The organism is Rhizobacter sp. Root404 (genome assembly GCF_001425865.1).
In the GTDB taxonomy this organism is placed as follows: domain Bacteria; phylum Pseudomonadota; class Gammaproteobacteria; order Burkholderiales; family Burkholderiaceae_C; genus LMDS01.
Genome location: NZ_LMDS01000005.1, coordinates 340,670 through 367,143, shown reverse-complemented (window position 1 = coordinate 367,143; position 26,474 = coordinate 340,670). Strand labels below are relative to the sequence as shown.

Below are 26,474 nucleotides of genomic sequence, written 5' to 3'. Positions count from 1 at the left end.
TCACGCCACCAGCGACAGCACGCTGCGCGACGCGGCATGCTGGAAGAACTTGAGCGTCAGTTCGTCGGACACCGCGCCGGCGCAGCGGCGCAACTGCTCGAGCACCTGCGCGACGGCCTCGCTCTCGGGGTGCAGGTCGCGCGGCGCGAGGTCGCGCAGCGCCGCGTGCGCCGGCGCGAGCACGTCGCTGGCGAAGCGCCCGTGGCTGAGCTCGAGCTTGGCGATGTACTCGGCCAGGCCCTTGACCTGGAATGCCAGCGAGCGCGGGTTGGTCTCGTCGCGCATCAGGATGTCGAGCACCGGCAGCCACTCGGGTGCGACCAGGTAACGGCCGCGGTAGGTGCCGGTCGAGTCCGTCAGCTCGAGCAGCCAGTCCAGGCCGTGCGCGGCGCCGTCGGTCGTCGCGACCTGCAGCGACACGCACAGGTGCGACAGGCGCTCGAGCCGTCGCCCGATCGACAGGAAGCGCCAGCCCGAGCTGCGGGTCATGCCGTCAAGCACGAAGCCCGACAGCGTCATCATCGACGTGACTGCGCGGTCGAGCCAGCTCAGCGCCAGCGGCAAGGCGGCGCCGCGCTGGAACACCGGATCGGCCGCGAGCTGGTTCAGCGTGCGCCAGTTGTCGGCCGACATGCGGTCGCGCAGGTTGAAGGCGGCACGCTGGAGCTGGCGCAGGCGGTTCGCCAGCGCTTCGTCCGGATGGGTCGCGGCACGCAGCAGCGCCACGTTGGCGTCGCTGGTGTCGTGGATCAGACCGAGGCGGTGCGCCAGGACGATGGCCGGCGCGATGGCTTCGCCGGGCTCGGCGGCATGGTCGAGCACGCCGGCGATCGCGACCCGCAGCGCGCGCACCGCGCTGTCGCAGCGCTCGCCGTAGCGGCCGTACCAGAACAGGTTCTCGGCGGCGCGCGACGGCAGGTTGACGCGCGAGCCGACCAGGTCCTCCGGCTTCACCGTCGTCGACAGCAGCGAGAACGCCGCGTTGACCGGCGCCCCGGACTGCACCCAGGTGTCCTTGGAGCGGCCGCCGCGTTGCATCGCGATCACGCGTGAATCGCCGTCGACCGCGACGCGGGTCAGCCCGCCCGGCATCACCCGGTAGCCGTTCGGCGTCGCGACCGCGAACACGCGCAGGCCGACGGCCCGGGGCGCGAGCATGTCCGGCGCGCCGCGGGTCGGCGAACGGGGGTCGCCGCGTTCGAGCACGGGCGCCTGCGAGACGTGCACCCACTCCTGCGCGACGAAGCGCTGCGGCCGCGCGGCGACGCGCGCCTTCAGCAGCAGGCGCTCGTCGTGCGACAGGTCGGCACCGAAAATCGCCGGCTCGCGGGCCGAGCGTTCGAGCGGCTTGATCAGCAGCTTGTCGAGTCGCTTCCAGGCGTCGTCGAACGCGGCCGGCTCGCCGAGCCACCAGGTCGCGACCGACGGCAGCTTCAGCGGCTCGCCGAGCAGCTGCTCCGAGAGCTTGGGCAGATAGCCGAGCAGCGCGCCCGATTCGATCACGCCGGAGCCGAGCGCGTTGCCGAGGAACACCGTGCCGCGGCGCGCGCAATCGGTCAGGCCGGCGACGCCGAGCGCGGAGTCGGAGCGCAGTTCGAGCGGGTCGCAGTAGTCGTCGTCCTGGCGGCGCAGGATCGCGTGGACGCGCTTGAGGCCCTCGACCGTCTTCATCCAGACGCAGCCGCTGCGCACCGTCAGGTCGCTGCCTTCGACCAGCGGGAAGCCGAGGTAGCGGGCCAGCAGCGCGTGCTCGAAATAGGTCTCGTTGAACGGGCCCGGCGTCAGCAGCACGACGAGCGGCGCGCCCGCCCTCGTGTCGTCACCGGGCATCGGCTTCGGCGCCCAGTGCAGCAGCGAGTCGCGCACCGCGGCGAAGAACGATGCGAGGTGCTGCACGTTCAGGTCCGCGAACATCTGCGGGAACACGCGCGAGACGACCAGCCGGTTCTCGAGCGCGTAGCCGGCGCCGGACGGCGCCTGGGTGCGGTCGCCGACGACCCACCAGCTGCCGTCGGGCGAGCGCGCCAGGTCCGCCGCGTACTGGAACAGGTGCACGTTGCCGGCCGGCCGCACGCCCTTGACCGGGTGCAGGAAGCCGCTGTGGCCGAAGATCACCGGCGCGGGAATGGCGCCGCTGCGCAGCAGCGTCTGCGGGCCGTAGATGTCGGCCAGCACGCGGTTCAGCAGGTCGGCGCGCTGGGCGATGCCGGCCTCGATCGCGGCCCATTCGTCGGCGGCCAGCAGCAGCGGCAGCGGATCGACCTCCCAGGGCCGGTCGGCGCCCTGCGGATCGGCGTAGACGTTGTAGGTGATGCCGTTCTCGCGGATCTCGCGCTCCATCAGCGACAGCGTGTCGCCGATTTCGGGCCCGTCGCGCGCCGCCAGCGAGCGCAGGAACGCGTCCCAGTGCGGACGCGGCACGCCCGGCGCCGCCAGCATCTCGTCGAAGCGGCTACCGGGGACGGCGTAGGCGTCGAGCAGGTCTCTCAACATCGAAGTGGGGCGTCGTTCATCACGACGCGCATTGTCGCCTCGTCAGCGCGCGCGGACCGGCGTCGGGCCGCTCCCAGGCAGCCCGCGACCCCCCGATGGGGTGGCGGCGACCCCGCAGCCGCGGGGTCCATTCACGCGCGGCGCAAGTCGAGCGTGAACGGGAAGTTCGGGTTGCGCTCTTCCTTCGGCGCGTTCAGGTAGCCCGGCGTGTGGCCGGTGCGGAAGAAGCGCGCCAGGCGCCGCGCCTCGGCCTCGAGCATGTTGACCGGGAAGGTGTCGTAGCTGCGGCCGCCCGGGTGCGCGACGTGGTACTGGCAGCCGCCCATCGAGCGGTGCATCCAGGTGTCGAGCAGGTCGAAGGTCAGCGGCGCGTGCACGTCGATGCTCGGGTGCAGCGCCGACGGCGGGTTCCAGGCGCGGTAGCGCACCGCGCCGACGAACTCGCCGACCTTGCCGGTGGGTTGCAGCGGGATCGCGCGGCCGTTGCAGGTCAGCACGTGACGATCGCCTACCAGCCCGGTCACGCGCACCTGGATGCGCTCGACCGACGAATCGACGAAGCGCGCGGTGCCGCCGACGGCGCCCTCCTCCCCCATCACGTGCCAGGGCTCGAGCGCGAGCCGCAGTTCGACGTTGACGCCCATCGCCGCGAAGTCGCCGAGCCGCGGGAAGCGGAAGTTCAGGTGCGGCGCGAACCACTCCAGCTCGACCGGGTAACCGGCCGCGTTCAGCTCCTCGCAGACGTCCGACAGGTCCTGCCAGATGAAGTGCGGCAGCATGAAGCGGTCGTGCAGCTCGGTGCCCCAGCGCTTCAGGCGTTCCGGACGGTACGGCTGCTGCCAGAAGCGCGACACCAGCGCGCGCATCAGCAGTTGCTGGGTCAGGCTCATGCGCGCATGCGGCGGCATCTCGAACGCGCGCATCTCGAGCAGGCCGAGGCGCCCGGTCGGGCCGTCGGGCGAATACAGCTTGTCGATGCAGAACTCGGCGCGGTGGGTATTGCCCGAGACGTCGATCAGCAGGTTGCGCATCAGCCGGTCGACCAGCCACGGGGGCACTTGCCCCTGCTGCGCGGTGATGCGCTTGAGTTCGGCGAACGCGATCTCGATCTCGTAGACTGAGTCGTTGCGCGCCTCGTCGACCCGCGGCGCCTGGCTGGTCGGGCCGACGAACAGACCCGAGAACAGGTAGCTCAGCGCCGGGTGGTTGTGCCAGTACGCGACCATGCTGGCGAGCAGGTCGGGCCGGCGCAGGAACGGGGAGTCGGCCACCGTCGCGCCGCCGAGCACGAAGTGGTTGCCGCCGCCGGTGCCGGTGTGGCGGCCGTCGAGCATGAACTTTTCGGTCGACAGCCGCGTCTCGTGCGCGGACTGGTACAGGTGCGTGGCCTGGTCGACCAGTTCGCCCCAGCTGTGCGCCGGGTGGATGTTGACCTCGATGACGCCCGGGTCGGGGGTGACGCGCAGCAGCGCCAGGCGCGGGTCCTTCGGCGGCTCGTAGCCTTCGAGGATCACCGGCAGGTTCATCTCGAGCGCGGTGTCTTCGACGGCGCAGACGAGTTCGAGGTAGTCCTCGAGCGCGGTCGCCGGCGGCATGAACACGTAGAGGCGCCCGTTGCGCGGCTCGGCGCTCATCGCGGTGCGGGTCACATAGCCGGCCGATTCGAACTTGCCCGGCGCGCGCGGCGCGGGGCCGGTCGCGACGTTCGCGGTCGGCGAGCGATCACCGCTGAGCGCGGCGCGCGAGCGGTCGGCAAAGCTGCCCGAGGCCGGCGCGCTGGCGGCCGGCGAACTCGCGGCGCCGGCGGTGCCGGCCCCGGCGCCCATCTCGTTGGCGCCGTTCGCGAAACGCAGGCGCCGGTACGGCGGCAGCGGCGCGAACGGCTGGGTCTGGTCGGGCGGGTAGACCCACGGCAGGTCGGTGTCCTTGGCCCACGGCTGCGAGTCCAGCGGCAGGCGATAGCCCATGGCCGAATCGCCCGGGATCAGGTAGCAGCGCTCGGCGCGCAGGAACCACGGGCCGGTCTGCCAGCGCGGCGATCCGGCCGGGTGGCGCGCAACCGGAAAGACGTGGCCGACGACCTTGTCCAGCCCCTGCGTGAAGATCTTGCGGATGCGGTCGCGCTCGAGCGGATCGGACAGGCGCGCGTCGAACGGATCGACGTTGGTCGGCAGCTTGCGCTCGCGCCACAGGTAGTACCAGGTGTCTTCATAGGCCGGGAACACGTACGTCGGATCGAGCCCGAGCCGCTTGGCGACGCCGGCCAGGAAGCGATGCGCGTGCGCCTCGGTGACGCCGTAGTCCTGGTGCTCGCTCGCGAACAACTCGGGGTGCGTCCAGACCGGCTCCTTGTCCTTGCGCCAGAACAGGTTCAGCGACCAGCGCGGCAGCTGCTCGCCCGGGTACCACTTGCCCTGGCCGTAATGCAGCAGGCCGCCGTCGCCGTACTTGGCGCGCAGCTTGTCCATCAGGTCGGCGCTGAGCAGGCGCTTGGTCGGACCCATCGCCTCGGTGTTCCACTCGGCGCCCTCGCGGTCGTCGACCGAGACGAAGGTCGGCTCGCCGCCCTGCGTCAGCCGCACGTCGTGCTTGCGCAGGTCGTTGTCGACCTGGTGGCCGAGCGCGTCGATCGCGCTCCACTGTTCCTCGGTGTAGGGCAGCGTGACGCGCGGCGCCTCCCAGACGCGGGTGACCGACATCGAGTGCTCGAAGGTCGTCTCGCACTCGTCGATCGCGCCGCTGACCGGCGCCGCCGAACCGGGCTCGGGCGAGCACGCGAGCGGGATGTGGCCCTCGCCGGCGAGCAGGCCCGAGGTCGGGTCGAGGCCGATCCAGCCGGCGCCGGGCAGGAACACCTCGCACCAGGCGTGCAGGTCGGTGAAGTCGATCTCGGTGCCGCTCGGGCCGTCGAGCGATTTGACGTCGCTCTTCAGCTGGATCAGGTAGCCCGAGACGAAGCGCGCCGCCAGGCCGAGGTGGCGCAGCAGCTGCACCAGCAGCCAGCCGGTGTCGCGGCACGAACCGCTGGCCTTGACCAGCGTCTCCTCCGGCGTCTGCACGCCGGGCTCCATGCGCACGAGGTAGCCGATGTCGCGCTGCAGCTTCTGGTTCAGCGAGACCAGCCAGTCGTTGGTCGGTGTCTTCTCGCGCGGCACCTGCGCGAGGTAGGCCGCGAATTCGGGCGTCAGCGGCGCCTTGATCATGTACGACGCGAGCTCGGTCTCGACCTCGGGCTCGTACTTGAACGGGTAGTGCTCGGCCGACGGTTCGAGGAAGAAGTCGAACGGGTTCAGCGTCGCCATCTCGGCGACCAGGTCGATCTCGATCCGGAAGCTCGTGGTCTTGTCCGGGAACACCAGCCGCGCCAGGTAGTTCGACTGCGGATCCTGCTGCCAGTTGATGAAGTGCGTGGCCGGCTCGACCCGCATCGAGTAGCTGAGGATGCGCGTGCGCGAATGCGGCGCCGGGCGCAGCCGCACGATCTGCGGGCCGAGGTTGATCGGCCGGTCGTAGCGGTAGTGCGTGACGTGATTCAGCGCGACGTGGATGGACATGGGGTCTCCGGAGGGATGTTCGAGTTCTGGTGGAGAGGTGGGTGACGCTCAGGCCGCGACCGGCACGAGGAAGTCCCGGCTGATGCCGATGCCCAGCGTGCCGACGCGCTCGAGGAACTGCGTCAGGTAGGCGTGCAGGCCGGTCGCGAGGATCTCGTCGATGCGACCGTACTGCAGGTCGGCCTGCAGCCGGCCGGCCTTGCGCAGCGTCTCGGTCGACTGCTCGTTGGCCACCATCTTCAGGTTGATCACGACCTCGTGCATGCAGGCCGCGAGCGAACGCGGCATGTCCGGGCGCAGGATCAGCAGCTCGGCCACCTTCTCGGGCCGGATCACGTTGCGGTAGGCCTTGCGGTAGACCTCGAAGCCCGAGACCGAGCGCAGGATGCCGGACCAGTGGTAGAAGTCGACCTCGGTGTCGCGCGCCGCGGCCGTCTCGCCGACGCCGTTCTGGCTCTGGGTCTGGAAGCCGTGGTACTCGCTCTCGACGGCGTGGAACTTCACGTCGAGCAGCCGCGCCGTGTTGTCGGCCCGCTCCAGGAAGCTGCCGATGCGCAGGAAGTGGAAGGCCTCGTCCTGCAGCATCGTGCCGACCGTGACGCCGCGCGACAGGTGCGAGCGGAACTTGACCCACTCGAACAGCGTGCTCGGGTCGCGCAGGAACGACTCGTTCGAGACCATGCGCTGGAACTCGAGCCAGGTCTGGTTCTGCGTCTCCCAGACCTCGGTGGTCAGCGTGCCGCGCACCGCGCGGGCGTTCTCGCGCGCGGCCTGCAGGCAGTTGCGGATGCTCGAGCCGTTCCCTTCGTCGCTGACCATGTAGCGCATCACGCTGTCCGGCGTGACGGCGCCGTAGCGCTTCGCGAAGTCACCGGTCAGCTCGCTGATGCCGAGCAGGCCCTTCCAGCCCTTCTCGGCGTCCTCGGCGGACTGCGGCATCAGCGACGCCTGGTAGTTCACGTCCAGCATGCGCGCGGTGTTCTCGGCCCGCTCCATGTAGCGGGCCATCCAGAACAGGTGATCGGCGGTTCTTGACAGCATCTCGTTCTCTCCCTTTCGCCGATCAGGCTTCCAGCACCCAGGTGTCCTTGGTCCCGCCGCCCTGCGACGAGTTGACGACCAGCGACCCTTCCTTCAGCGCCACGCGGGTCAGCCCGCCCGGCACCATCTGCACCTCCTTGCCCGAGAGCACGAACGGCCGCAGGTCGATGTGGCGCGGCGCGATGCCGCTCTCCACGTACGTCGGGCAGGTCGACAGGCTCAGCGTGGGCTGCGCGATGTAGCCGCTCGGGTTGGCGAGCAGCGCGGTGCGGAAATCCTCGATCTCGGCCTTGGTGGCCGCGGGCCCGATCAGCATGCCGTAGCCGCCCGCCCCGTGGACCTCCTTGACGACCAGCTGGTCGAGGTTGGCGAGCACGTAGCTCAAGTCCTCGGTCTTGCGGCACATGTAGGTCGGCACGTTGTGCAGGATCGGCTTCTCGCCGAGGTAGAACTCGATCATCTTCGGCACGTACGGGTAGATGGACTTGTCGTCCGCCACGCCGGTGCCGATCGCGTTGCTGAGCGTGACGTTGCCGGCGCGGTAGGCGCTCAGCAGTCCGGCGCAGCCGAGCGTCGAATCCTTGCGGAAGACCTGCGGGTCGAGGAAGTCGTCGTCGACGCGGCGGTAGATCACGTCGACCCGCTTCGGGCCCTGCGTCGTGCGCATGTAGACGAAGTTGTCCTTGACGAACAAGTCCTGCCCCTCGACCAGCTCGATGCCCATCTGCTGGGCCAGGAACGCGTGCTCGAAGTACGCGCTGTTGTGCATGCCCGGCGTCAGCACGACGACGGTCGGCTCGTTCACCGAGGCCGGCGCGACCGAGCGCAACGTCTCGAGCAGCAGGTCGGGGTAGTGCGCGACCGGCGCGACCCGGTGCTGGCTGAACAGCTCGGGGAACAGCCGCATCATCATCTTGCGGTCCTCGAGCATGTAGCTCACGCCGCTGGGCACGCGCAGGTTGTCCTCGAGCACGTAGTAGCTGCCGCTGCCGTCGGCATTGGCGGCGCGGATGATGTCGATGCCGGAGATGTGCGAGTAGATGCCGCCCGGCACATCGACGCCCATCATCTCGGGTCGGAACTGCGCGTTGTTCAGGATCTGCTCGGCAGGCACGTGGCCGGCCTTGATGATCTCCTGGCCGTGGTAGACGTCGTGGATGAAGCGGTTGAGCGCCGTCACGCGTTGCGCGAGGCCCTTCTCCATCTCGGCCCATTCGTGCGCGGGGATCACGCGCGGGATCAGGTCGAACGGGATCAGCCGCTCGTTGCCATGGCCGTCCTCGTCCTTCGCGCCGTAGACCGCGAAGGTGATGCCGACGCGGCGAAAGATGACTTCGGCTTCTTCGCGGCGCGACAGCATCACATCATTGGGTTGCAGTGACAGCCAACGGTCGTAGCCGCGGTAGTGCTCGCGGATCGTGTTGGCATCGGCGCGCATTTCGTCGAAGCTGGGTCTCATAGGCAAGTCTCCTCGGGCACAGGGTAGCAAATTCCAGGCCAATGACGACCTCGATCATTCATGGTAGTCGGCGGCGTGATGCCAGTAGCGGCGAGCGACCTCGCGCTCGCACCGGGCCTCGCCGACGGCGCCGTTGCGCCACGTCCAGGCGCCGCAACCCGGTGTGCTGGCGGTGGCGATGCCATGCGTCCGATAGCGCTCCACCACCTGCGGCGCGGGGTGGCCGAAGCGGTTGCGGTAACGGGCCTGGAAGACGGCGACCCGCGGCGCCACCGCGTCCAGGAAGGCGTCGCTCGACGAGGTCTTGCTGCCGTGGTGCGGTGCGATCAGCACGTCGCTGCGCAGCACGCCGGGTACGTGCGCGAGCAGCGCCAGTTCCTGGTCGCGCTCGATGTCGCCGGTCAGCAGCACGCTGGGCGCGCCGGCGCCTGCGCCGACGACGCGCAGCACGCACGACATCGCGTTCGATTTCATCGGGCGCGCGTAGTCGTCGATCGGTGGGCGGAGCATCTCGAAGCGCACGCCGTCCCATTCCCAGGCCTGCCCGGCCTCGCAACGGGTCGTGCGCGGTGCCAGGCGCAGCAGCGGGTGGTCGGGCTCGAGCGAACTCATAAGCTCCTGCACCGGCATCGCCTTCAGCAGTGCCGCGGCGCCGCCGACGTGGTCGATGTCGCGGTGGCTCAGCACCAGCCGGTCGATGCGCGCCTCGCCGCGCGCCCGCAGCAGCGGGAGCACGACCCGCTGGCCGGCGTCGCTCTCGCGCGCGTACTGCGGGCCGGCGTCGAACACGAGCAGGTGCGCCCGCGTGCGCACGAGCACCGCGCTGCCCTGGCCGACATCGAGCGCCACCACGTCGAAGCGGCCCTCGGCCGGGACGTCGCGCGGCGGCAGCAGCAACGGGATCAGCAGCGGGACGGCGAGCACCCGGACGCGCCACGGCAGGGGCAGTACGGCGAGCAACGCGCCCAACAATCCGGCGAGTTGCGCCCACGCCGGCGCGACGGGCACCAGCCAGACCGCCGCCGGCATCACGACCAGCGATGCAAGCACGCCATTGAGCCCCTGCACGACCCACGCGCCGACGGTCCACAGCGGCACGAACGCGACCCCGAGCAGCGCCAGCGGCGTGATCACCAGCGTGATCACCGGGATCGCGATCAGGTTGGCCGCGAAGCCGACCACCGACACCTGCTGAAAGAACACCAACGACAACGGTGTCAGGCCGATCGTCGCGACGAGTTGCGTGCGCAGGTCGGCGCGCCACGCCGTCCACGCGCGGGCGGTCCAGCCGCGCCAGCCCGAGACCGGTTCGACGACGCGCGTCGCCTGCCGCGGTGCCGACGCCATCAGCAGACCGACCGCACCGAACGACAACCAGAAGCCGGCCTGCAGCAGCGCCCACGGGTCGAAGGCGGTGACGGCCACGGCCGAGGCCAGCAGCACCAGCCCCCAGGGCCAGCGCACTCCGCCGCTGCGCGCGAGCGTGACGACCGCCAGCATGCAGATCGTGCGCTGGGAGGGCACGCCCCAGCCGGAAAACACCGCGTAGGCGCCCGCGCACGCCAGGCCGCCCCACGCGGCCGCGAGCGGCGCCGGCCACCACAGCGTCGCACGCCGGCTGCGGCACCAGAGGCGCGCGATCAGACTGCCGGCGAGCCACGCGAACATCGTGATGTGCAGGCCGCTGATGCTGACCAGGTGGGCGATGCCGGTGTTGCGGTACAGATCCCAGTCCTCGCGCTCGATCGCGCCCTGGTCGCCGACGGCGAGCGCGGCCAGCACGCCGGCGGCGCGGCGGTCGGGCACGCTGGCCTCGATCGCGTCGCGCACGCGCTGCCGCAGGCGCTCGACCGGGTAGCCCGCGGCACGCTGCAGCAACTCAGGCAGTGGTGCGTCCCGCACGCTTGCGGTGGCGCGCACGCCCTGCTCGAACAACAGCAGTTCGTAGTCGAAGCCGTGCGGGTTCATGCTGCCGTGCGGCCGGCGCAGGCGCAGCGTGAAGCGCCAGCGTTGGCCGGCGCGCAGCTCGGCCTGCGGCTCGCTCAGCACCGCATCCTCGTGCTGGCCCTTGAACCAGCCGACGGTCAGCAGCGCCGGCACGGTGACGGGCTGGCCGTCGAGCATCGCCGCGTCGGTCTCGAACCGGAAGCGCAACCCCGCCGCGCTGCGCTGCGGCAGGCCGGCGACGACGCCGCTGACGACCAGGTCGCGGCCTTCGATCGCGGCCGGCAGCGCATCCGCCAGGCGCAGCGCGGCGCGCAGCCCGGTCGCACCATGGGCGGTCAGCAGCACGCCGAGGCAGGCGGCGGCCAGCGCGCCGCGGCCGCGCCAGCCCGCCCAGCCGATCGCACCACAGCACAGCCCGCCGGCCAGGATCAGCTGGTAGGTCTCGGTGGACCAGAGCGCGCGCTGCTGGAGTTGCAGCGCCACGCCGGCGATCCAGGCACCGGCCAGGAGCACCAGTCGTGCCCCGAACCCGGCTCGTCTCTGCATCGCTGCAGTGTAGGATTTGCGCCTTCCCATCCGACACGCGGCAAAACCATGTCAACGCCCTCCGTCTACGACCGCCTGACCGCCCTCGGGATCACGCTGCCCCCGGCATCGACGCCGGCGGCCGCCTATGTGCCGTTCGTGCGCACCGGCAACCTGGTGTTCGTGTCCGGCCACATCGCGCGGCGCGAAGGCAAGGCCTGGATCGGGCAGCTCGGACGCGACATGGTCACGGCCACGGCCAAGCATGCGGCGCGTTCGATCGCGATCGACCTGCTCGGCACGCTGCACGCGGCGGTCGGCGACCTGAACGACATCGAGCGGATCGTCAAGGTGATGAGCCTGGTCAACAGCACGCCCGACTACACCGAGCACCACATGGTCACGAACGGCTGTTCGGAACTGCTGGCCGAGGTCTTCGGCGACAAGGGCGCGCATGCACGCAGCGCGTTCGGCGTGGCCCAACTGCCGATGGGCGCGTGCGTCGAGATCGAGCTGATCGCGCAGGTGAAATGAGCCGCAGCGACCGCTTGTTCGCCGGGGTCGCGCTGGTCTGCCTCGCCGCGGTCGGCGCGGCGCTGGTGTCGCAGTACCGCTTCGACATGCAGCCTTGCCCCTGGTGCGTGCTGCAGCGGGTGATCTACCTGGCGATCGCGCTCGCTTGCGTCATCGGCCTGGTGTGGCGCCGCGCCGCGGGGCGAACGGTCGCCGCGGGACTGGGCCTGTTGCTCGCGCTCTGCGGCATCGGCGCGGCGGTCTGGCAGCATTTCAAGGCCGCCGCGTCCGCCTCGTGCAACCTGACCTTTGCGGACCAGGTCGTCAGCCTGTGGCTGCACCTCGACAGCCTGTGGCCCGAGGTGTTCGCGCCGCGGGCGACCTGCGCGGATGCCGCGGTCGACCTGCTCGGCATCCCCTACGACCTGTGGAGCCTGGCGCTGTTCGTGGCCATCGCGATCGCGCTGGCACGCGGGCTGCGCCGCGCGCCAGCGCGCTGAACGCGGCGCCTCAGTTCATCCGGATTTCGCCGTGCTCACCGAGGTCGGTGGGCGGCTGGCCGGTGATCGCGGCCTTGGCCATCTTGAAGAGCTGCACGACCTTGCTTTCCTTCACGTCCCAGTAGTTGGCGTGGGTGATCTTGACGCGCACCAGCGCGAGATCGGGGTCGGTGACGCCGCCCGGGAACCAGGCCTCGGCCATCTTGCTCCACAGCTGCTGCTTCTTCGCCAGGTCGTCGACGACCGCTGCCGTGCCGGAGACCGACACGTAGCTGTCCGCGCCGGTGTCGGCGTAGCTCACGTTCACGTTCGGCTCGGCCTCGAAGTCGGCGACCGGGTCGCCCTTCCTCGACATGAAGAACCACAGGTTCTGGTCCTCGTCGAGCTTGGAGTTCTGGGTCGTCATCGGCCGCGAGTGCAGGTGGCCGTTGTCGTGGCGGGTCGTGAACATCGCGAAGCGGATGTCCTTGATCAGGTCCCACAGCGTGCTGCGGGCTTCGGTGCTGTCGGTGACGGTCTTGTTCATGGGTGGGCCTTTCATGCATTCCATGCGAAAGACCCATTCCACCGTGCGCAGCCCCGCAGCGCGATCAGGCGCGACGCCCGGTGCCTGTAGGACGTGTCCGGTGCGAGGCCGCCGTCACACGGCGCCGATCACCCGCATCGCCTTCGGCATCACGTCCTGCACGCGACCCTTGCGCGCGCGCTTGCCGACGTAGGCGGCCAGCGCCGTCGGGCGCAGCAGCTCGTCCTTCGGCTTGCCGCCGCGGCCGGTGCCGAGCACCTGCAGGTTGGTGCCGAACGCGGCGACGCTCACCAGCGCGTCCTTCGCTTCGAGGTCGATCAACGTGAGGCCGCGGCCGCCGTTGGACTGCAGCTTCAGCTCGTCGAGCGCGAACACCAGCAGCCGGCCCGCGAGCGACAGGCACGCGACCTGCGACTGCCCGTCCACCAGGCTCGGCGGCAGCGGTTTCTCGTCGGCCTCCAGACTCAGGAAGCCCTTGCCGCCGCGCTGCCGCGCGACCAGGTCGCCGACGCGCGCCAGGAACCCGAAACCGCCGGTGCCGGCCAGCAGCAGGGTCTGCTGCGCCGCGCCGGCGAAGTAGTGCGCCGGCTGCGTGCCGGTCTCGAGATCGATCAGCGACGTGATCGGCTGGCCATCGCCGCGCCCGCCCGGCAACTGCGCGACGGCGGTCGAGTAGACCCGGCCGTTGCTGCCGAACACCAGCAAGGAATCGACGCTGCGGCACGCGAACGTGCCGTACAGCGCATCGCCGGCCTTGAACGCGAGCGTCGCCGCATCGACCTCGTGGCCCTTCAGCCCGCGCACCCAGCCCTTCAGGCTGACGACCACGGTGATCGGTTCGTCGATCACCTTCACTTCCGCGACGGCCTTCTTCTCGGCCTGGATCAGCGTGCGGCGGTCATCGCCATAGGTCTTGGCGTCCTGCTCGATCTCCTTGATCAGCAAGCGCTTCAACGAGGCCGGGCTGCCGAGGATGTCCTCGAGCTTGGCCTGCTCGGTGCGCAACCCCGCCAGCTCCTGCTCGATCTTGATCGCCTCCAGCCGCGCCAGCTGGCGCAGCCGGATGTCGAGGATGTCGTCGGCCTGGATCTCGCTGAGCGCGAAGCGCGCGATCAGCGCGGCCTTGGGCTCGTCGCTCTCGCGGATGATGCGGATCACCTCGTCGATGTTGAGCAGCACCAGCTGCCGGCCTTCGAGGATGTGGATGCGCGCGAGCACCTTGTCGAGCCGATGGCGGGTGCGCCGCTGCACGGTGACGGTACGAAACGCGATCCACTCGGCCAGGATCTGGCGCAGGCTCTTCTGCGTCGGGCGGCCGTCGCTGCCGATCATCGTCAGGTTGATCGGCGCCGAGTTCTCGAGCGAGGTGTGGGCCAGCAGCGTCGTGATCAGGTCCTGCTGCGAGATCGCACGCGATTTGGGCTCGAACACGATCCGCACCGGCGCGTCCTTGCTCGACTCGTCGCGCACCGCGTCGAGCACCGCGAGCACGGTGGTCTTGAGCTGCGCCTGCTCGCTGCTGATCGCCTTCTTGCCGGCGCGCACCTTCGGGTTGGTGAGTTCCTCGATCTCCTCCAGCACCTTCTGCGTGCTCGCGCCGGGCGGCAGTTCGGTGACGACGAGCTGCCACTGGCCGCGCGCCAGTTCCTCGATCTTCCAGCGCGCGCGCACCTTCAGGCTGCCGCGGCCGCTCGCATACGCGGCGCGGATCTCGTCGGTGCTGCTGATGATCTGGCCGCCACCGGGGTAGTCGGGGCCGGGGATCAGCGCGGCGAATTCGGTGTCGTCGAGCCGCTCGTTGCGGATCAGCGCGACCGCGGCCGCGGCCACCTCGCGCAGGTTGTGGCTCGGCACCTCGGTGGCCAGGCCGACGGCGATGCCGCTGGCGCCGTTCAGCAGCACGAACGGCAGGCGCGCGGGCAGCTGCTTCGGCTCCTCGAACTCGCCGTCGTAGTTGGGCACGAAGTCGACCGTGCCTTCGTCGAGCTCGTCGAGCAGCAGCCGCGTGATCGGCGCGAGGCGCGCCTCCGTATAGCGCATCGCCGCCGCGCCGTCGCCGTCGCGCGAGCCGAAGTTGCCCTGGCCGTCGACCAGCGGGTAGCGCTGCGAGAAGTCCTGCGCCATCCGCACCATCGCGTCGTACGCGGCGGTGTCGCCATGCGGATGGAACTTGCCGAGCACGTCGCCGACGACGCGCGCGCTCTTCACCGCCTTCGGCCCCGCGGCGGTGGTGAACGCCAGCCCCATGCGCTCCATCGAGAACAGGATGCGGCGCTGCACCGGCTTCTGGCCGTCGCACACGTCCGGCAGCGCGCGGCCCTTGACGACGCTCAGCGCGTATTCGAGGTACGCACGCTCGGCGTACTGCGCCAGGCCGACGGCGTCGGTGCCGCCGTCGTCGCCGGCAGTGAGATCGAGTTGTTCTTGCATGGGGATCGTTCGGGCGCCCCTCGGGCGCCGGTGGTCGCGTCAGCGCGGGAAGCGCTCGCGCAGTTTCAGTTTCCAGAATTTGCCGGTCGAGGTGCGCGGTACCGCGTCGATGAACTCGAAGCGGTCCGGCACCTGCCATTTCGCGAAGCCGTGCTGCAGCAGGTGCGCGGCCAGCGCGTCGGCAAGGGGCGCATTCTGCCCCGGTTTGACGACGACGCAGGCCAGCGGCCGCTCGCTCCACTTGGCGTCCGGCACCGCGATCACCGCGGCCTCGGCGATCGCCGGATGCGCCATCAGCGCGTTCTCGAGGTCGACCGAGCTGATCCACTCGCCACCGGACTTGATCAGGTCTTTCGTGCGGTCGGTGATGCGCACGAAACCCAGCTCGTCCATCGTCGCGACGTCGCCGGTGCGCAGCCAGCCGTCGGCCGTGAACTTGTCGGGCGTGACCGGCACCTCGTGGTACGAGCCGGTGATGAACGGGCCGCGGACCTGGATCTCGCCCATGGTCTGGCCGTCCCACGGCGCGTCCTCGTCGGCCTCGGTGCGGATGCGCACGTCGACCAGCGGCGCCGGCACGCCGGCCATCGCCGCGCGCTGGTAGCGGACCTCGTCGCCGGCGTCCTTCAGCTCGTTGCGCAGGTACGAGATCGTCGCGATCGGCGAGGTCTCGGTCATGCCCCAGCCTTGCAGGATCCACACGCCGTGCTTCGCGAACGCGCGGATCAGCGCCTCCGGCACGGCCGCGCCGCCGACCAGCGAACGCATGCCCTCCGGCAGCTTCCAGCGGCCGGGCTCGGTCGTCAGTGCCTGGTCGAAGCGCTGGATCAGGCCCATCCAGATCGTCGGCACACCCAGCGCGACGGAGGGCGGCTCGAGCTGCATCAGGTCGAGCAGGTCGTCGGGGTGCAGGTGCGGGCCGGGGAAGACGAGCTTGGTGCCGAGCATCACGGCGGCGTACGGGATGCCCCAGCAGTTGGCATGGAACATCGGGGTGACCGGCAACACCACGTCGGTGCTGCGCAGCCCCCAGTGATCGGCCAGGCAGCCGACGAAGGTGTGCAGGACCGTCGAGCGGTGCGAATAGGCCACGCCCTTCGGCCGGCCGGTGGTGCCGGACGTGTAGCACATCGCGACCGCGTCGTTCTCGTCGTGCGGCGCGTAGACGAAGCCATCGGGGTCGGCACCGGCCAGCAGTGCCTCGTAGTCGGTGAACTCCGCCGGCACCGCGGCGCCGGAGTACGGCACCACGATCACGCGCTCGAACGCATGCAGGTGCGCGAACTGCCGGTACAGCGGCAGCAGCACGTCGTCGACGATCAGGAAGCGGTCCTTCGCGTCGGCCGCGATCCAGCCGATCTCGTCGGGCGCGAGGCGCAGGTTCAGCGTGTGCATCACGCCGCCGGTGGCCGGGATGCCGAAGTAGCACTCGAGGTGCGCATGGTGGTTCCACGCCAGCGTCGCGACCCGTTCGCCCTTCTTCAGTCCGAGCGACTGCAGGGCCGATGCGAGCGCCCGGCTGCGGCGGTGGAACTCGGCGTAGGTGTGCGTCTTCAACGACTTGTCCGGCAGCCGCGACACGATCTCGTTCGAGCCGAACAATCGCCCGGCGCGCTCGAGCAGGTGGTTGAGCGAGAGCGGCACGTCCATCATCGTCGTCTGCATCGTCGTCTCCGGGGTCGTCAAGCGGGTGCAGCCTGGCGCAGCGCGTGTTCGTGCGCCAGCATGCTCATCACGATCAGCGAATCGTAGCCGTCGGCGGTGCGCACGCTTTCGCGCAGGCGCCCCTCCTCGACGAAGCCTTCGCTGCGGTAGAGCGCCTGGGCCCGCACGTTCAAGCCCTTCACGTCGAGCCAGAACCGGTGTGCGCCGAGATCGCGAAACGCCATGTCCGCGAGCAGCCGCAGGCAGGCGCGGCCGATGCCCCGGCCGTGCAGCGCGGACGCCAGCACGATGCGCTTCAGCTCGATCGAGCGGTGCGGGTTGCGGCAACCCTGCAGGATCACGAAGCCGCCCGACGGGTAGCCCTCGCCCGCCTCGACGATGAAGTGCCTGCTGTCCGGGAAACGGATCGCGCCCTCGTGCTGGATGCGCTCCCACGGCGTGATGAACGGCCGGTTCGCGAGGTCCTGCTCGACCGAGATCACGAAGTCCAGGTCCGACAGCATCGTCGGTCGCAGCCGCAGCAACGCGGGCCTCACACGTCCACGTCGACCGAGTCGCCGTGCAGTTCCATCAGGTCGCGGCGCGCCTGCGCCTCGCCCTTGCCCATCAGCTTGGTCAGCGCGCTGGTCGTCGCGTCGAAGCCCGCGACACCGAACTCGGTACGCAGCAGGCGGCGGGTGTCGGGGTTCAGCGTCGTGTCCCAGAGCTGCTCGGCATTCATCTCGCCCAGGCCCTTGAAGCGGCTGATGCTCCAGGCGTTCTCGCGCGCGCCTTCCTTACGGAGCTTGTCGAGCGTGGCGGTCAGTTCGCCCTCGTCCAGCGCATAGAGCTTGGCCGCGGGCTTCTTGCCGCGTGCCGGCGCGTCGACGCGGAACAGCGGCGGCTTGGCGATGTAGACATGGCCCGCTTCGACCAGCTTCGGGAAGTGGCGGAAGAACAGCGTCAGCAGCAGCACCTGGATGTGCGAGCCGTCGACATCGGCGTCGCTGAGGATGCAGATCTTGCCGTAGCGCAGCCCGCTCAGGTCAGGCATGTCGTTCGCGCCGTGCGGATCGACGCCGATCGCCACCGCGATGTCGTGGATCTCGTTGTTCGCGAAAAGGCGATCACGCTCGACCTCCCACGCGTTCAGCACCTTGCCGCGCAGCGGCAGGATCGCCTGCGTCTCCTTGTCGCGGCCCATCTTGGCGCTCCCGCCAGCCGAATCGCCCTCGACGAGGAACAGCTCGTTCAGCGTCAGGTCGCGGCTCTCGCAATCGGTGAGCTTGCCGGGCAGCACGGCCACGCCCGAGCCCTTGCGCTTCTCGACCTTCTGGCTCGCGCGCTGGCGCGTCTGGGCGCAGCGGATCACCAGTTCGGCGAGCTTCTTGCCGAATTCGACATGCTGGTTCAGCCACAGCTCGAGCGAGGGCTTGACGTAGGTGGAGACGAGCCGCAGCGCGTCGCGCGAGTTCAGGCGTTCCTTGATCTGGCCCTGGAACTGCGGGTCGAGTACCTTGGCCGAGAGCACGAAGCTGGCGCGCGAAAAGACGTCCTCGGGCATCAGCTTGACGCCCTTCGGCAGCAGCGAGTGCATGTCGATGAAGCCCTTGACGGCCTGGAACAAGCCGTCCTTCAGGCCCGACTCGTGCGTGCCGCCAGCGACGGTAGGGATCAGGTTCACGTAGCTCTCGCGCATCGGCGCGCCGTCCTCCGTGAAGGCCACGCACCACGCGGCGCCCTCGCCTTCGGCGAAGTTCTCGGTCTCGCCGCCATCGGCGTAGTGGGCGCCTTCGAAGAGCGGGATCACCGGGTCGGCGTTCAGCGTCTGCATCAGGTAGTCGCGCAGCCCGCCCTTGTAGAGCCAGCTCGTTTTCTCGCCGGTCTTCTCGATCGTCAGCGTCACCGTCACGCCCGGCATCAGCACCGCCTTGCTGCGCAGCAGGTGCGTCAGTTCGGCCTTGGGCAGCTCGGCGCTTTCGAAGTACTTGGCGTCTGGCCAGGCGCGCACGGTCGTGCCGCCCTTCCGGTCGCCGGCCGCCATCTTGCGCAGCACCAGCGGTTCGATCACGTCGCCGCCCGAGAACGCGAGCTTCGCGACCTGGCCCTCGCGCCACACCGTCACCTCCAGCCGCTTCGACAGCGCGTTGGTCACGCTGACGCCCACGCCGTGCAGGCCACCCGAGAAGCTGTACGCGCCGCCGGCCCCCTTGTCGAACTTGCCGCCGGCGTGCAGCCGGGTGTAGACGATCTCCACCACCGGCACCTGCTCTTCCGGATGCAGGCCGAACGGGATGCCGCGGCCGTCGTCCTCGACGCTGACCGAGCCGTCGGTGTGCAGCGTCACGTCGATGCGCTTGCCGAATTCGGCCAGGGCCTCGTCGGCCGCGTTGTCGATCACCTCCTGGACGATGTGCAGCGGGTTGTCGGTGCGGGTGTACATGCCCGGCCGCTGCTTGACGGGCTCCAGACCCTTGAGCACACGGATCGACGCCTCGCCGTAAGAACTGTTCTGCTTGGTTGCCATGGGCGCGGATTCTAGGAGCCTGCAAGAATCGAGCTGTACGGATTCACAGGACGGAACGATGAAGACGCGCATGACCTACCGTGAACTCGGCCGCTCCGGCCTGCAGGTGTCTAGGATCTGCTTCGGCGGCAACGTGTTCGGCTGGACCGCCGACGAAGCCACCTCGTTCCGCCTGCTCGACGCCTGGGTCGATGCCGGCATGAACTTCGTCGACACCGCCGACGTGTACTCGCGCTGGGTGCCGGGCCACACCGGCGGCGAGTCGGAGACGATCATCGGCAAGTGGCTGAAGCAGACCGGCCAACGCGACAAGGTCGTGCTGGCGACCAAGGTCGGCAAGCCGATGGGCGACGGGCGGGTCGGGCTGGCGCCGGCCTATATCCGCAGCGCCGTCGAGGCCTCGCTGAAGCGGCTGCAGACCGACGTGATCGACCTGTACCAGTCCCACGATGACGACGCGACCGTGCCGCTCGAAGACACGCTGGGTGCGTTCGCCGACCTGATCAAGGCCGGCAAGGTGCGCGCGATCGGCGCGTCGAACTACACCGCGCCGCGACTGGCCGAGGCGCTGGCGGTCAGCCAGAAGCTGGGCCTGCCGCGCTACGAAAGCCTGCAGCCGCTCTACAACCTGGTCGAGCGGCCGGCGTTCGAGGCGGAGCTCGAGCAGGTCTGCGTCACTCACGGCATCGGCGTGATCAATTTCTACGCGTTGGCCAGCGGCTTCCTCAGCGGCAAGTACCGCAGCGAGGCCGACCTCGGAAAGAGCGCGCGCGGACAAGGCGTCAAGAAGTACCTGACGCCGAAGGGCCTGGCGGTGCTGGACGCGCTCGACGCGGTGGCGCAGCGGCTGAACGCAACGCCGGCGCAGGTGGCGCTGGCCTGGCAGATCGCGCGGCCGAGCATCACCGCACCGATCGCCAGCGCGACGTCGGTCGAGCAGCTCGACGGTCTGGTCGCCGCGGCCCGGCTCGAGCTCGACGCGGACGCGATCCGCACCATCGACGCAGCGAGCGCCTGACGTGGTGGACATGCACGGCGGCCAGGCGGCCTCGCGCTGGGTGCAGCGCTGGTCGCACCTTGTCGGCGCCGACGCCACGGTGCTCGACGTCGCGTGTGGCGGCGGCCGCCACGTGCGCTGGTTCGCGCAGCGCGGCGCGCGCGTGACCGGGGTCGATCGGGACGCGGCGGCGGTGGCGCCGCTGGCCCACGTCGCCGAGATCGTCGTCGCCGACATCGAGGGCGGTCTGTGGCCGTTCCGTGCGCGGACCTTCGACGCGGTCGTCGTCACCCACTACCTCTGGCGCGAGCGCCTGCCGGACATCCTGGCAAGCGTGGCGCCCGGCGGCGTGCTGATCTACGAGACGTTCGCGGCGGGCAACGAGACCATCGGCAAGCCGTCGAACCCGAAGTTCCTGCTGCGCCCGGGCGAGTTGCTGCAGGTCGTGGCCGGCTGGCGTGTCGTCGCGTTCGAGGACGGCTTCGAGCCAACCCCCGACCGCTTCGTGCAAAGAATCGTGGCGGTGCGCGACGGCGGCCCGCCGACGCCCGCGGCGCGGCGGTTTCCACTGGTTCCGCCGGCCTCCGGCGCGCAGGTAAAATCTTTGGATTCAGAGGATTCCGCATGAAACCCATTGTTGGCAGCATCGTCGCGCTGGTCACGCCGATGCAGGAGGACGGCAGCGTCGACTACCCCGCGCTGCGCCGCCTGATCGACTGGCACATCGCTGAAGGCACCGACTGCATCGGCGTCGTCGGCACGACCGGCGAGTCGCCGACCGTGTCGGTCGAGGAGCACTGCGAGATCATCCGCGTCTCGGTCGAGCACGCGAAGGGGCGGGTGCCGATCATGGCCGGCACCGGCGGCAATTCGACGGCCGAGGCGATCGAGCTGTCGCGCTTCGCGCGCGAGGTCGGCGCCGACTGTTCGCTGTCGGTCGTGCCCTACTACAACAAGCCGTCGCAAGAGGGCATCTACCGCCACTTCAAGGCGATCGCCGAAGCCGTAGACATCCCGATGGTGCTCTACAACGTGCCCGGCCGTACCGTTGCGGACATGCAGGTCGAGACTGCCGTGCGTCTGGCCGGCGTGCCCGGCATCATCGGCATCAAGGAAGCCAGCGGCGAGATCGACCGCGCGGCCTGGTTGATCAAGCAGGCGCCGAAGGGCTTCTCGATCTACTCCGGCGACGACAGCACCGCCGTCGCGCTGATGCTGCTCGGCGGCCACGGCAATGTGAGCGTCACCGCCAACGTCGCGCCGCGCGCAATGCGCGAGCTGTGCGCCGCGGCGCTGGCCGGCGACGTGAAGACCGCGGCCGCGCTGCACCTGAAGCTGCTGCCGCTGCACAAGAACCTGTTCGTCGAATCGAGCCCTGCGCCGACCAAGTGGGCGATGGCCCAGCTCGGCCTGTGCGGCGCTGCGCTGCGCCTGCCGATCACGCCGCTCACCGAAGCGGGGCAGCAGGTCGTCGGCCACGCGATGCGCGAGTCGGGCCTGCTTTGACCCCCTCCCGCCGAGCGCCCCGTTCCGTTCCCGATCACCGGGGCCGCGCACGGCATCTCGCCGTGCCAGCCGCCCCATTGGAGATGCACCTCGTGACCCGTTCCCCCACCCCCATCGCGTTGGCCATCACGGCGGCGCTGGCCCTCGGCGGCTGCTCCACGCTCGACAGCTTCATGTCCGGCGACAAGATCGACTACCGGACCAACAGCACCGCGCGGACCACCGGACTCGAGGTGCCGCCCGATCTGACGCAGCTGACGCGCGACTCGCGTTACCAGCAGCCGCAGGGCGGCGCGGTCAGCGCGGCGGCCTACCAGGCCGGCACGCCGGCCGCCAGCGCCGCGCCGACGGCGGCCACGACGATCGCGCCTCAGACAGCCGGCGACGTGCGCCTCGAGCGCCTGGGCAACGAGCGCTGGCTGCGCACCAGCCTGACGCCCGAGCAGCTCTGGCCGCAGTTGCAGGCCTTCTGGAAGGAGCGCGGCTTCGTCCTGACGCAGGACCAGCCTGCCACCGGCGTGATGGAAACGGACTGGGCCGAGAACCGCGGCAAGCTGCCGCTGGACTTCGTGCGCTCGTCGATCGGCAAGGTGTTCGACGGCGCGTATTCCACCGGCGAACTCGACAAGTTCCGCACCCGCGTCGAGCGCGGCCCGAACGGCACCGAGGTCTATATCACGCACCGCGGAATGATCGAGGTCTACACCGGCGAGCGCAAGGAAAGCACCGTGTGGCAGCCGCGCCAGCCCGACCCGCAACTCGAGGGCGAACTGCTGTCGCGCCTGATGCTCACGCTCGGCGCGACCGAGGAAGTGGCAAAGACCGCCACCGCGGCACCGGGTGCGCCGGGCGCGCCGGCGCGCGCGCGCATCGTGGCCGGCCAGCCGACCGCGACGCTGCAGGTCGACGACGGCTTCGACCGCGCCTGGCGCCGCGTCGGCGTGGCGCTCGATCGCAGCGGCTTCACCGTCGAGGACCGCGACCGCACGCAAGGCGTCTACTTCGTCCGCTACATCGACCCGAAGTTCGCCGGCAAGGAAGAGCCGAGTCTCCTGTCGAAGATCTTCAGCTTCGGCAAGAAGGACGACGTCGGCAACCCGACGCGCTACCGCGTCGTCGTCAAGGGCGAAGGCGAACGCAGCAACGTGACCGTGCTGACCAGCCAGGGCGCGCCCGAGAACGGTGACGCCGGCAAGCGCATCACGGCGTTGCTGCTCGACGACCTGAAGTAAAGAGACGCTGCCGGACCGATGCGTTTTTGCAGCCTCGGCAGCGGCAGCGCCGGAAACGCAACGCTGATCGAGGCGACCTGCGGCATCAGCACCAGCCGGGTGCTGATCGACTGCGGGTTCTCGCTGCGCGAGCTCGAAGCCCGCCTTGCGCGGATCGGACTCGGCTGCGACGACCTCGACGCAGTGTTCATCACGCACGAGCACGGCGATCATGTGGGTTGCGCACTGACGCTGGCGCGGCGCCATTCCCTTCCTGTGTGGATGAGCCGCGGCACCTGGCGCGCGATCGGCCAGCCGGAGCTGCAGGACGGCCTGCTGCGATTCGCACGCGACCTGCACGTCATCGAGATCGGCGACTTGCAGCTGATGCCGTATACCGTCGTGCACGATGCCCTGGAGCCGCTGCAGCTGCGCGTGTCGGACGGCGCACGACACCTGGGCGTGCTGACCGACGCCGGCGCAAGCACGCCGCACATGATCGACAACCTGCGTGGGTGCGACGCGCTGCTGCTCGAGTGCAACCACGACCGCACGATGCTCGCGAACTCGAGCTACCCGGCATCCCTCAAGGCGCGAATCGGCGGACGGCTCGGCCACCTGGCGAACGACACGGCGGCGCAGATCCTCGCCGACGTGCTGCACGGCGGCTTGCGGCATCTCGTGGCGGCCCACCTCAGCGAGCGCAACAACTCGCCGGCCTTGGCGCGTGCGGCCCTGGCGGCTGTCTGCGGCGGCGCGGCCGACGACATCGTCGTGGCGGACCCGCTGCGCGGTTTCGATTGGCTCGACCTGCGCTGATCGCCCCGTCCCCGCGCCCATGAAAAAGCCGCCCGAAGGCGGCTTTCGCAGAACCGGTTGATCCGAGGGATCGGCCGATCTGATTTACTTCTTGACAGCGTCGGCAGCCTTGCCAGCAGCGTCCTTGGCAGCGTCGGCAGCCTTGCCGGCAGCGTCCTTGGCAGCGTCGGCAGCCTTGCCGGCGGCGTCCTTCATCGCGTCGGCGGTCGCAGCAGCGCCAGCCGAAGCCGCACCCATCGCCGAGCTCGCGCCGGCCATGGCTTCCGTGGCAGCAGCCGAAGCGGCGGTGCTGACGGCGCTGGCGGCAGCCGAAGCGGCTTCAGCAACAGCCGGAGCAGCAGCAGCCGAGGCAGCGCTAGCGGCGGGCATTTCTTCCTTCTTGCCGCAGGCGGTCAGTGCAACGGCGGCAACGAGGGAGGCGAGCAAAAGCGACTTGGTCATAGGTGTCCTCTGAATCATTAGGGGGTCGAACAATTACCGATCATTGTGGGAACCCTAACAGCGCAGAGCCCCAGCGTTCGCAGGCAGAGAAACGCTCGCGCTTTCCAGTGCCTAGCCTCTGATTATAGCCAGCTCTAGGGTCATTCCCTAGAGGCCGGTAACGCTGGCTGGAAAGGCCTCTTCCGAACGTTGCAAAACTGCGTCAATCATTTCCTTGCACCGCAGTTCTTCACCCTTGTCGTGCGCCAGACGCCCACGGTGGTGCACGGTGTCCGAGAGGCGCACGCTGACGGTGCCGGATGCCAGCAGCACGGTCGGAAACTCGCCGGTGGGCAATTCATTGTTGGTGCGACAGGTCACGATGTGTGACCAGGTCCGCCGCCACTCGACCCAGCGCGGATGGCGCCGCGCGACGTCGTCGAAGTGGCGCGCGACCACGGTCAGCCGGCGACTGCTCGCGGCCCACTGGGCGAACGACTCGACCACGGCACGCTCGCCCAGCGGCCAGTCGGCGTAATCGTTGTCGCACAGCCAGAGCTCGCGCGTGCCGTGGTTCGCGGCGTCGGCCAGCGCGGCGCGCAACGCGTCGTGGAACTCGCTGCGGGAGGTGATCAGGCCGTTGCCGCCGGGTTCGATGCTCATGTCGTCTCCTGGGTCAGTTGTTGGCGGCCCGCAACCAGCCAGCCGCTCGCCACTCCTCCACCAGCGCCTGCGCGTCGAGCCCGAGATCTGCCAGTTCGCGGGCGCTCAGCCGGCGCGCGTCGGCGAGCCGGCGCATCAGCCGCGCATCGCGTCCGGCCGCACGGAAGGATTCGCCGTTGATGAACACGTGGCGGCCGTCGTACAGCATCCGGGTGCGCTGGTCGAGCACGATGCCCCGCCATTTTGCCGCGTCACCGTCGTCGCCGGTCGCGCTGGTGTCGAACCAGACGCCGCGCTTGGGCTCGCTCAGCACTTCACCCAATGCGCAGGCCAGCGCGCTCGGGTCGTCCAGCAGGCGCCGCACCGCGTCGGCGGCGAACGCGTGCAGCGCGGACGGCACGAGCGCAGGCGTTTCGGTGGCGGGCTGCGCCGGGTCGCGGTAGAGCGGGCCGGCGAGGTCGTGGTCGGCTGCATCGATCGCACGCTGCAGCACGTCGCGCGCGAGCTCGTCGCGGCCGGCGGCCCGAAAGCCGATCGAACAGGTCGTGCACTCGCCCTGCGCGACACCGTCGTGCGCCCAGCCGGGCGGCAGGTACAGCATGTCGCCCGGCTCGAGCAGCCACTCCTGCTCGGGCTCGAAGGCCGCGAGGATCTTCAGCGGCACGTCGGGCACGAGCGCCGGCGAGGCCACGCGGCCGATCCGCCAGCGCCGTCGGCCATGCCCCTGCAGCAGGAACACGTCGTACGAATCGACATGCGGACCGACGCCGCCGCCATCGCTCGCGTACGAGATCATCAGGTCGTCGAGCCGCGCATCGGGCACGAAGCGGAAGCGGTCCAGCAGCGCGCGGGCGGCGGGCACGTGCAGGTCGAGACCCTGCACCAGCAGCGTCCATTCGCGCTGCTTCAGCGGCGGCAGCGCGCTGCGCTTCAGCGGGCCCTGTCGCAGCGACCAGCTCGCGCCCTTGTGCACGACGAGTCGGGATTCGACCTCGTCGCGCGAGGCCAATTCGAACAGCTGCGCGCGTTCGATCAACGTGATGCCGCCGGGCACCGCCTGGCGCACCAGCAACGGCTTCTTCTGCCAGTGCCGCCGCATGAAAACCTGCGGCGAAAGCCCGCCCAACAGCGGCGTTGCGAGAGAAATGTCCATGGTCGATTGTGCGATCATCTTGCGATGCTCATCACCACACCGTGTGTCGTCAGCCTCACCTGGAAGCTGCAAGACACCACAGGCCAACTCATCGACGAACTGCCTGATCCCGTCGAATTCTTCTACGGCGGCGACGACCTGCTCGCGAAAGTGGAGGAAGCGCTCCAGGACCAGGAGGCCGGCTTCACGACCCAGCTTCATCTCGAGCCCGAGCACGCGTTCGGCGACTACGACTCGGCCCTCGTCTGCTTCGAGGACCGCTCGATCTTCCCCGACGCGATCGAGGTCGGCATGCAGTTCGACGGGCTGCCGCCGGGTGCCCAGACGCCGGACATGCCGGCCGACGCGGTCTACACCGTGACCGAGGTCTACCCCGGCCACGTGGTGCTCGACGGCAACCACCCGCTCGCCGGCATCGCGCTGCGCCTGGACCTCACGGTGCGCGATGTGCGCGCCGCGACCGAGGAAGAGATCGAAGCCCGCAGCGTCGGCCAGCCGGTGTTCACGGTAATGAACACCGCGCCCAGCGGCACGTCGCTGCACTGA

The 26,474-nt window shown here is 69.8% G+C and carries 21 protein-coding genes; 8 read left to right on the top strand and 13 right to left on the bottom strand.

Going from position 1 to position 26,474, the window contains the following annotated elements:
* The 5 genes from ASC76_RS15840 to ASC76_RS15820 all read right to left on the bottom strand — a co-directional run bounded on the left by ASC76_RS15840 (position 1) and on the right by ASC76_RS15820 (position 11,040).
* Positions 1-2,493: a circularly permuted type 2 ATP-grasp protein gene (locus ASC76_RS15840; protein WP_056468318.1), complete on the bottom strand. Its 2,493-nt coding sequence runs from the start codon at positions 2,491-2,493 to the stop codon at positions 1-3.
* 131 nt (positions 2,494-2,624) lie between these two features.
* Positions 2,625-6,047, bottom strand: a complete 3,423-nt coding sequence (locus ASC76_RS15835) for a DUF2126 domain-containing protein (RefSeq protein ID WP_056468315.1) — start codon at positions 6,045-6,047, stop codon at positions 2,625-2,627.
* Positions 6,048-6,095: 48 nt separating this feature from the next.
* A complete protein-coding gene (locus tag ASC76_RS15830) occupies positions 6,096-7,088 on the bottom strand; it encodes an alpha-E domain-containing protein (RefSeq protein ID WP_056468312.1) in 993 nt (330 codons plus the stop codon).
* 22 nt (positions 7,089-7,110) lie between these two features.
* Positions 7,111-8,547, bottom strand: a complete 1,437-nt coding sequence (locus tag ASC76_RS15825; protein ID WP_056468310.1) for a circularly permuted type 2 ATP-grasp protein — start codon at positions 8,545-8,547, stop codon at positions 7,111-7,113.
* 54 nt (positions 8,548-8,601) lie between these two features.
* Positions 8,602-11,040: a DNA internalization-related competence protein ComEC/Rec2 gene (locus tag ASC76_RS15820; RefSeq protein ID WP_056468307.1), complete on the bottom strand. Its 2,439-nt coding sequence runs from the start codon at positions 11,038-11,040 to the stop codon at positions 8,602-8,604.
* A 48-nt stretch (positions 11,041-11,088) separates the two neighbouring features.
* Between ASC76_RS15820 and ASC76_RS15815 the strand changes: the two genes are divergently transcribed.
* A complete protein-coding gene (locus tag ASC76_RS15815; protein WP_056468304.1) occupies positions 11,089-11,553 on the top strand; it encodes a RidA family protein in 465 nt (154 codons plus the stop codon).
* Positions 11,550-12,032 carry a disulfide bond formation protein B gene (locus ASC76_RS15810; RefSeq protein WP_056468300.1) on the top strand — a complete coding sequence of 161 codons (483 nt, stop codon included), beginning with the start codon at positions 11,550-11,552 and terminating at the stop codon, positions 12,030-12,032. The genes ASC76_RS15815 and ASC76_RS15810 overlap by 4 nt, the downstream gene beginning before the upstream one ends.
* 10 nt (positions 12,033-12,042) lie before the next feature.
* Here the strand turns inward: ASC76_RS15810 and ASC76_RS15805 are convergent, their stop codons facing one another.
* From ASC76_RS15805 to ASC76_RS15785, 5 genes are all read right to left on the bottom strand, one after another.
* Complete coding sequence (locus tag ASC76_RS15805) at positions 12,043-12,558, bottom strand: pyridoxamine 5'-phosphate oxidase family protein (protein WP_056468297.1); 516 nt, start codon at positions 12,556-12,558, stop codon at positions 12,043-12,045.
* Between the two features lie 114 nt (positions 12,559-12,672).
* Positions 12,673-14,988: a DNA topoisomerase IV subunit A gene (gene parC / locus ASC76_RS15800; RefSeq protein ID WP_056468295.1), complete on the bottom strand. Its 2,316-nt coding sequence runs from the start codon at positions 14,986-14,988 to the stop codon at positions 12,673-12,675.
* Between the two features lie 39 nt (positions 14,989-15,027).
* Positions 15,028-16,653, bottom strand: coding sequence for a long-chain fatty acid--CoA ligase (locus ASC76_RS15795; RefSeq protein WP_056468292.1), 1,626 nt, complete (start codon positions 16,651-16,653; stop codon positions 15,028-15,030).
* Positions 16,654-16,670: 17 nt separating this feature from the next.
* Entirely contained in the window at positions 16,671-17,177 is a 507-nt protein-coding gene (locus ASC76_RS15790) for a GNAT family N-acetyltransferase (protein WP_235580483.1), read from the bottom strand.
* Between the two features lie 8 nt (positions 17,178-17,185).
* The gene (locus tag ASC76_RS15785; protein WP_056468288.1) at positions 17,186-19,159 is read right to left on the bottom strand and encodes a DNA topoisomerase IV subunit B; all 1,974 of its coding nucleotides are present in this window, start codon (positions 19,157-19,159) and stop codon (positions 17,186-17,188) included.
* A 58-nt stretch (positions 19,160-19,217) separates the two neighbouring features.
* Here ASC76_RS15785 and ASC76_RS15780 point away from each other — a divergent pair, with 58 nt between their 5' ends.
* The 5 genes from ASC76_RS15780 (at position 19,218) to ASC76_RS15760 (ending at position 23,692) form a co-directional block, all read left to right on the top strand.
* Positions 19,218-20,177 (top strand): aldo/keto reductase, encoded by a 960-nt coding sequence (locus tag ASC76_RS15780; RefSeq protein ID WP_056468283.1) that lies wholly within the window; start codon positions 19,218-19,220, stop codon positions 20,175-20,177.
* 10 nt (positions 20,178-20,187) lie between these two features.
* Positions 20,188-20,784: a bifunctional 2-polyprenyl-6-hydroxyphenol methylase/3-demethylubiquinol 3-O-methyltransferase UbiG gene (locus ASC76_RS15775; protein WP_056470923.1), complete on the top strand. Its 597-nt coding sequence runs from the start codon at positions 20,188-20,190 to the stop codon at positions 20,782-20,784.
* Positions 20,781-21,662 (top strand): 4-hydroxy-tetrahydrodipicolinate synthase, encoded by an 882-nt coding sequence (dapA, locus tag ASC76_RS15770; RefSeq protein WP_056468278.1) that lies wholly within the window; start codon positions 20,781-20,783, stop codon positions 21,660-21,662. The genes ASC76_RS15775 and dapA overlap by 4 nt, the downstream gene beginning before the upstream one ends.
* Positions 21,663-21,745: 83 nt before the next feature.
* Positions 21,746-22,894 carry an outer membrane protein assembly factor BamC gene (bamC, locus tag ASC76_RS15765; protein WP_056468275.1) on the top strand — a complete coding sequence of 383 codons (1,149 nt, stop codon included), beginning with the start codon at positions 21,746-21,748 and terminating at the stop codon, positions 22,892-22,894.
* Between the two features lie 18 nt (positions 22,895-22,912).
* The gene (locus tag ASC76_RS15760) at positions 22,913-23,692 is read left to right on the top strand and encodes an MBL fold metallo-hydrolase (RefSeq protein ID WP_056468274.1); all 780 of its coding nucleotides are present in this window, start codon (positions 22,913-22,915) and stop codon (positions 23,690-23,692) included.
* Positions 23,693-23,776: 84 nt separating this feature from the next.
* On the opposite strand, the gene ASC76_RS15755 is transcribed toward ASC76_RS15760, so the two are convergent.
* The 3 genes from ASC76_RS15755 to ASC76_RS15745 form a co-directional block, all read right to left on the bottom strand.
* Positions 23,777-24,133: a hypothetical protein gene (locus tag ASC76_RS15755; protein WP_056468271.1), complete on the bottom strand. Its 357-nt coding sequence runs from the start codon at positions 24,131-24,133 to the stop codon at positions 23,777-23,779.
* Positions 24,134-24,280: 147 nt separating this feature from the next.
* Positions 24,281-24,775, bottom strand: coding sequence for a hypothetical protein (locus ASC76_RS15750; RefSeq protein WP_056468268.1), 495 nt, complete (start codon positions 24,773-24,775; stop codon positions 24,281-24,283).
* Between the two features lie 13 nt (positions 24,776-24,788).
* Positions 24,789-25,928, bottom strand: coding sequence for a JmjC domain-containing protein (locus ASC76_RS15745; protein WP_056470921.1), 1,140 nt, complete (start codon positions 25,926-25,928; stop codon positions 24,789-24,791).
* 24 nt (positions 25,929-25,952) lie between these two features.
* Here ASC76_RS15745 and ASC76_RS15740 point away from each other — a divergent pair, with 24 nt between their 5' ends.
* Complete coding sequence (locus tag ASC76_RS15740) at positions 25,953-26,474, top strand: peptidylprolyl isomerase (protein ID WP_056468264.1); 522 nt, start codon at positions 25,953-25,955, stop codon at positions 26,472-26,474.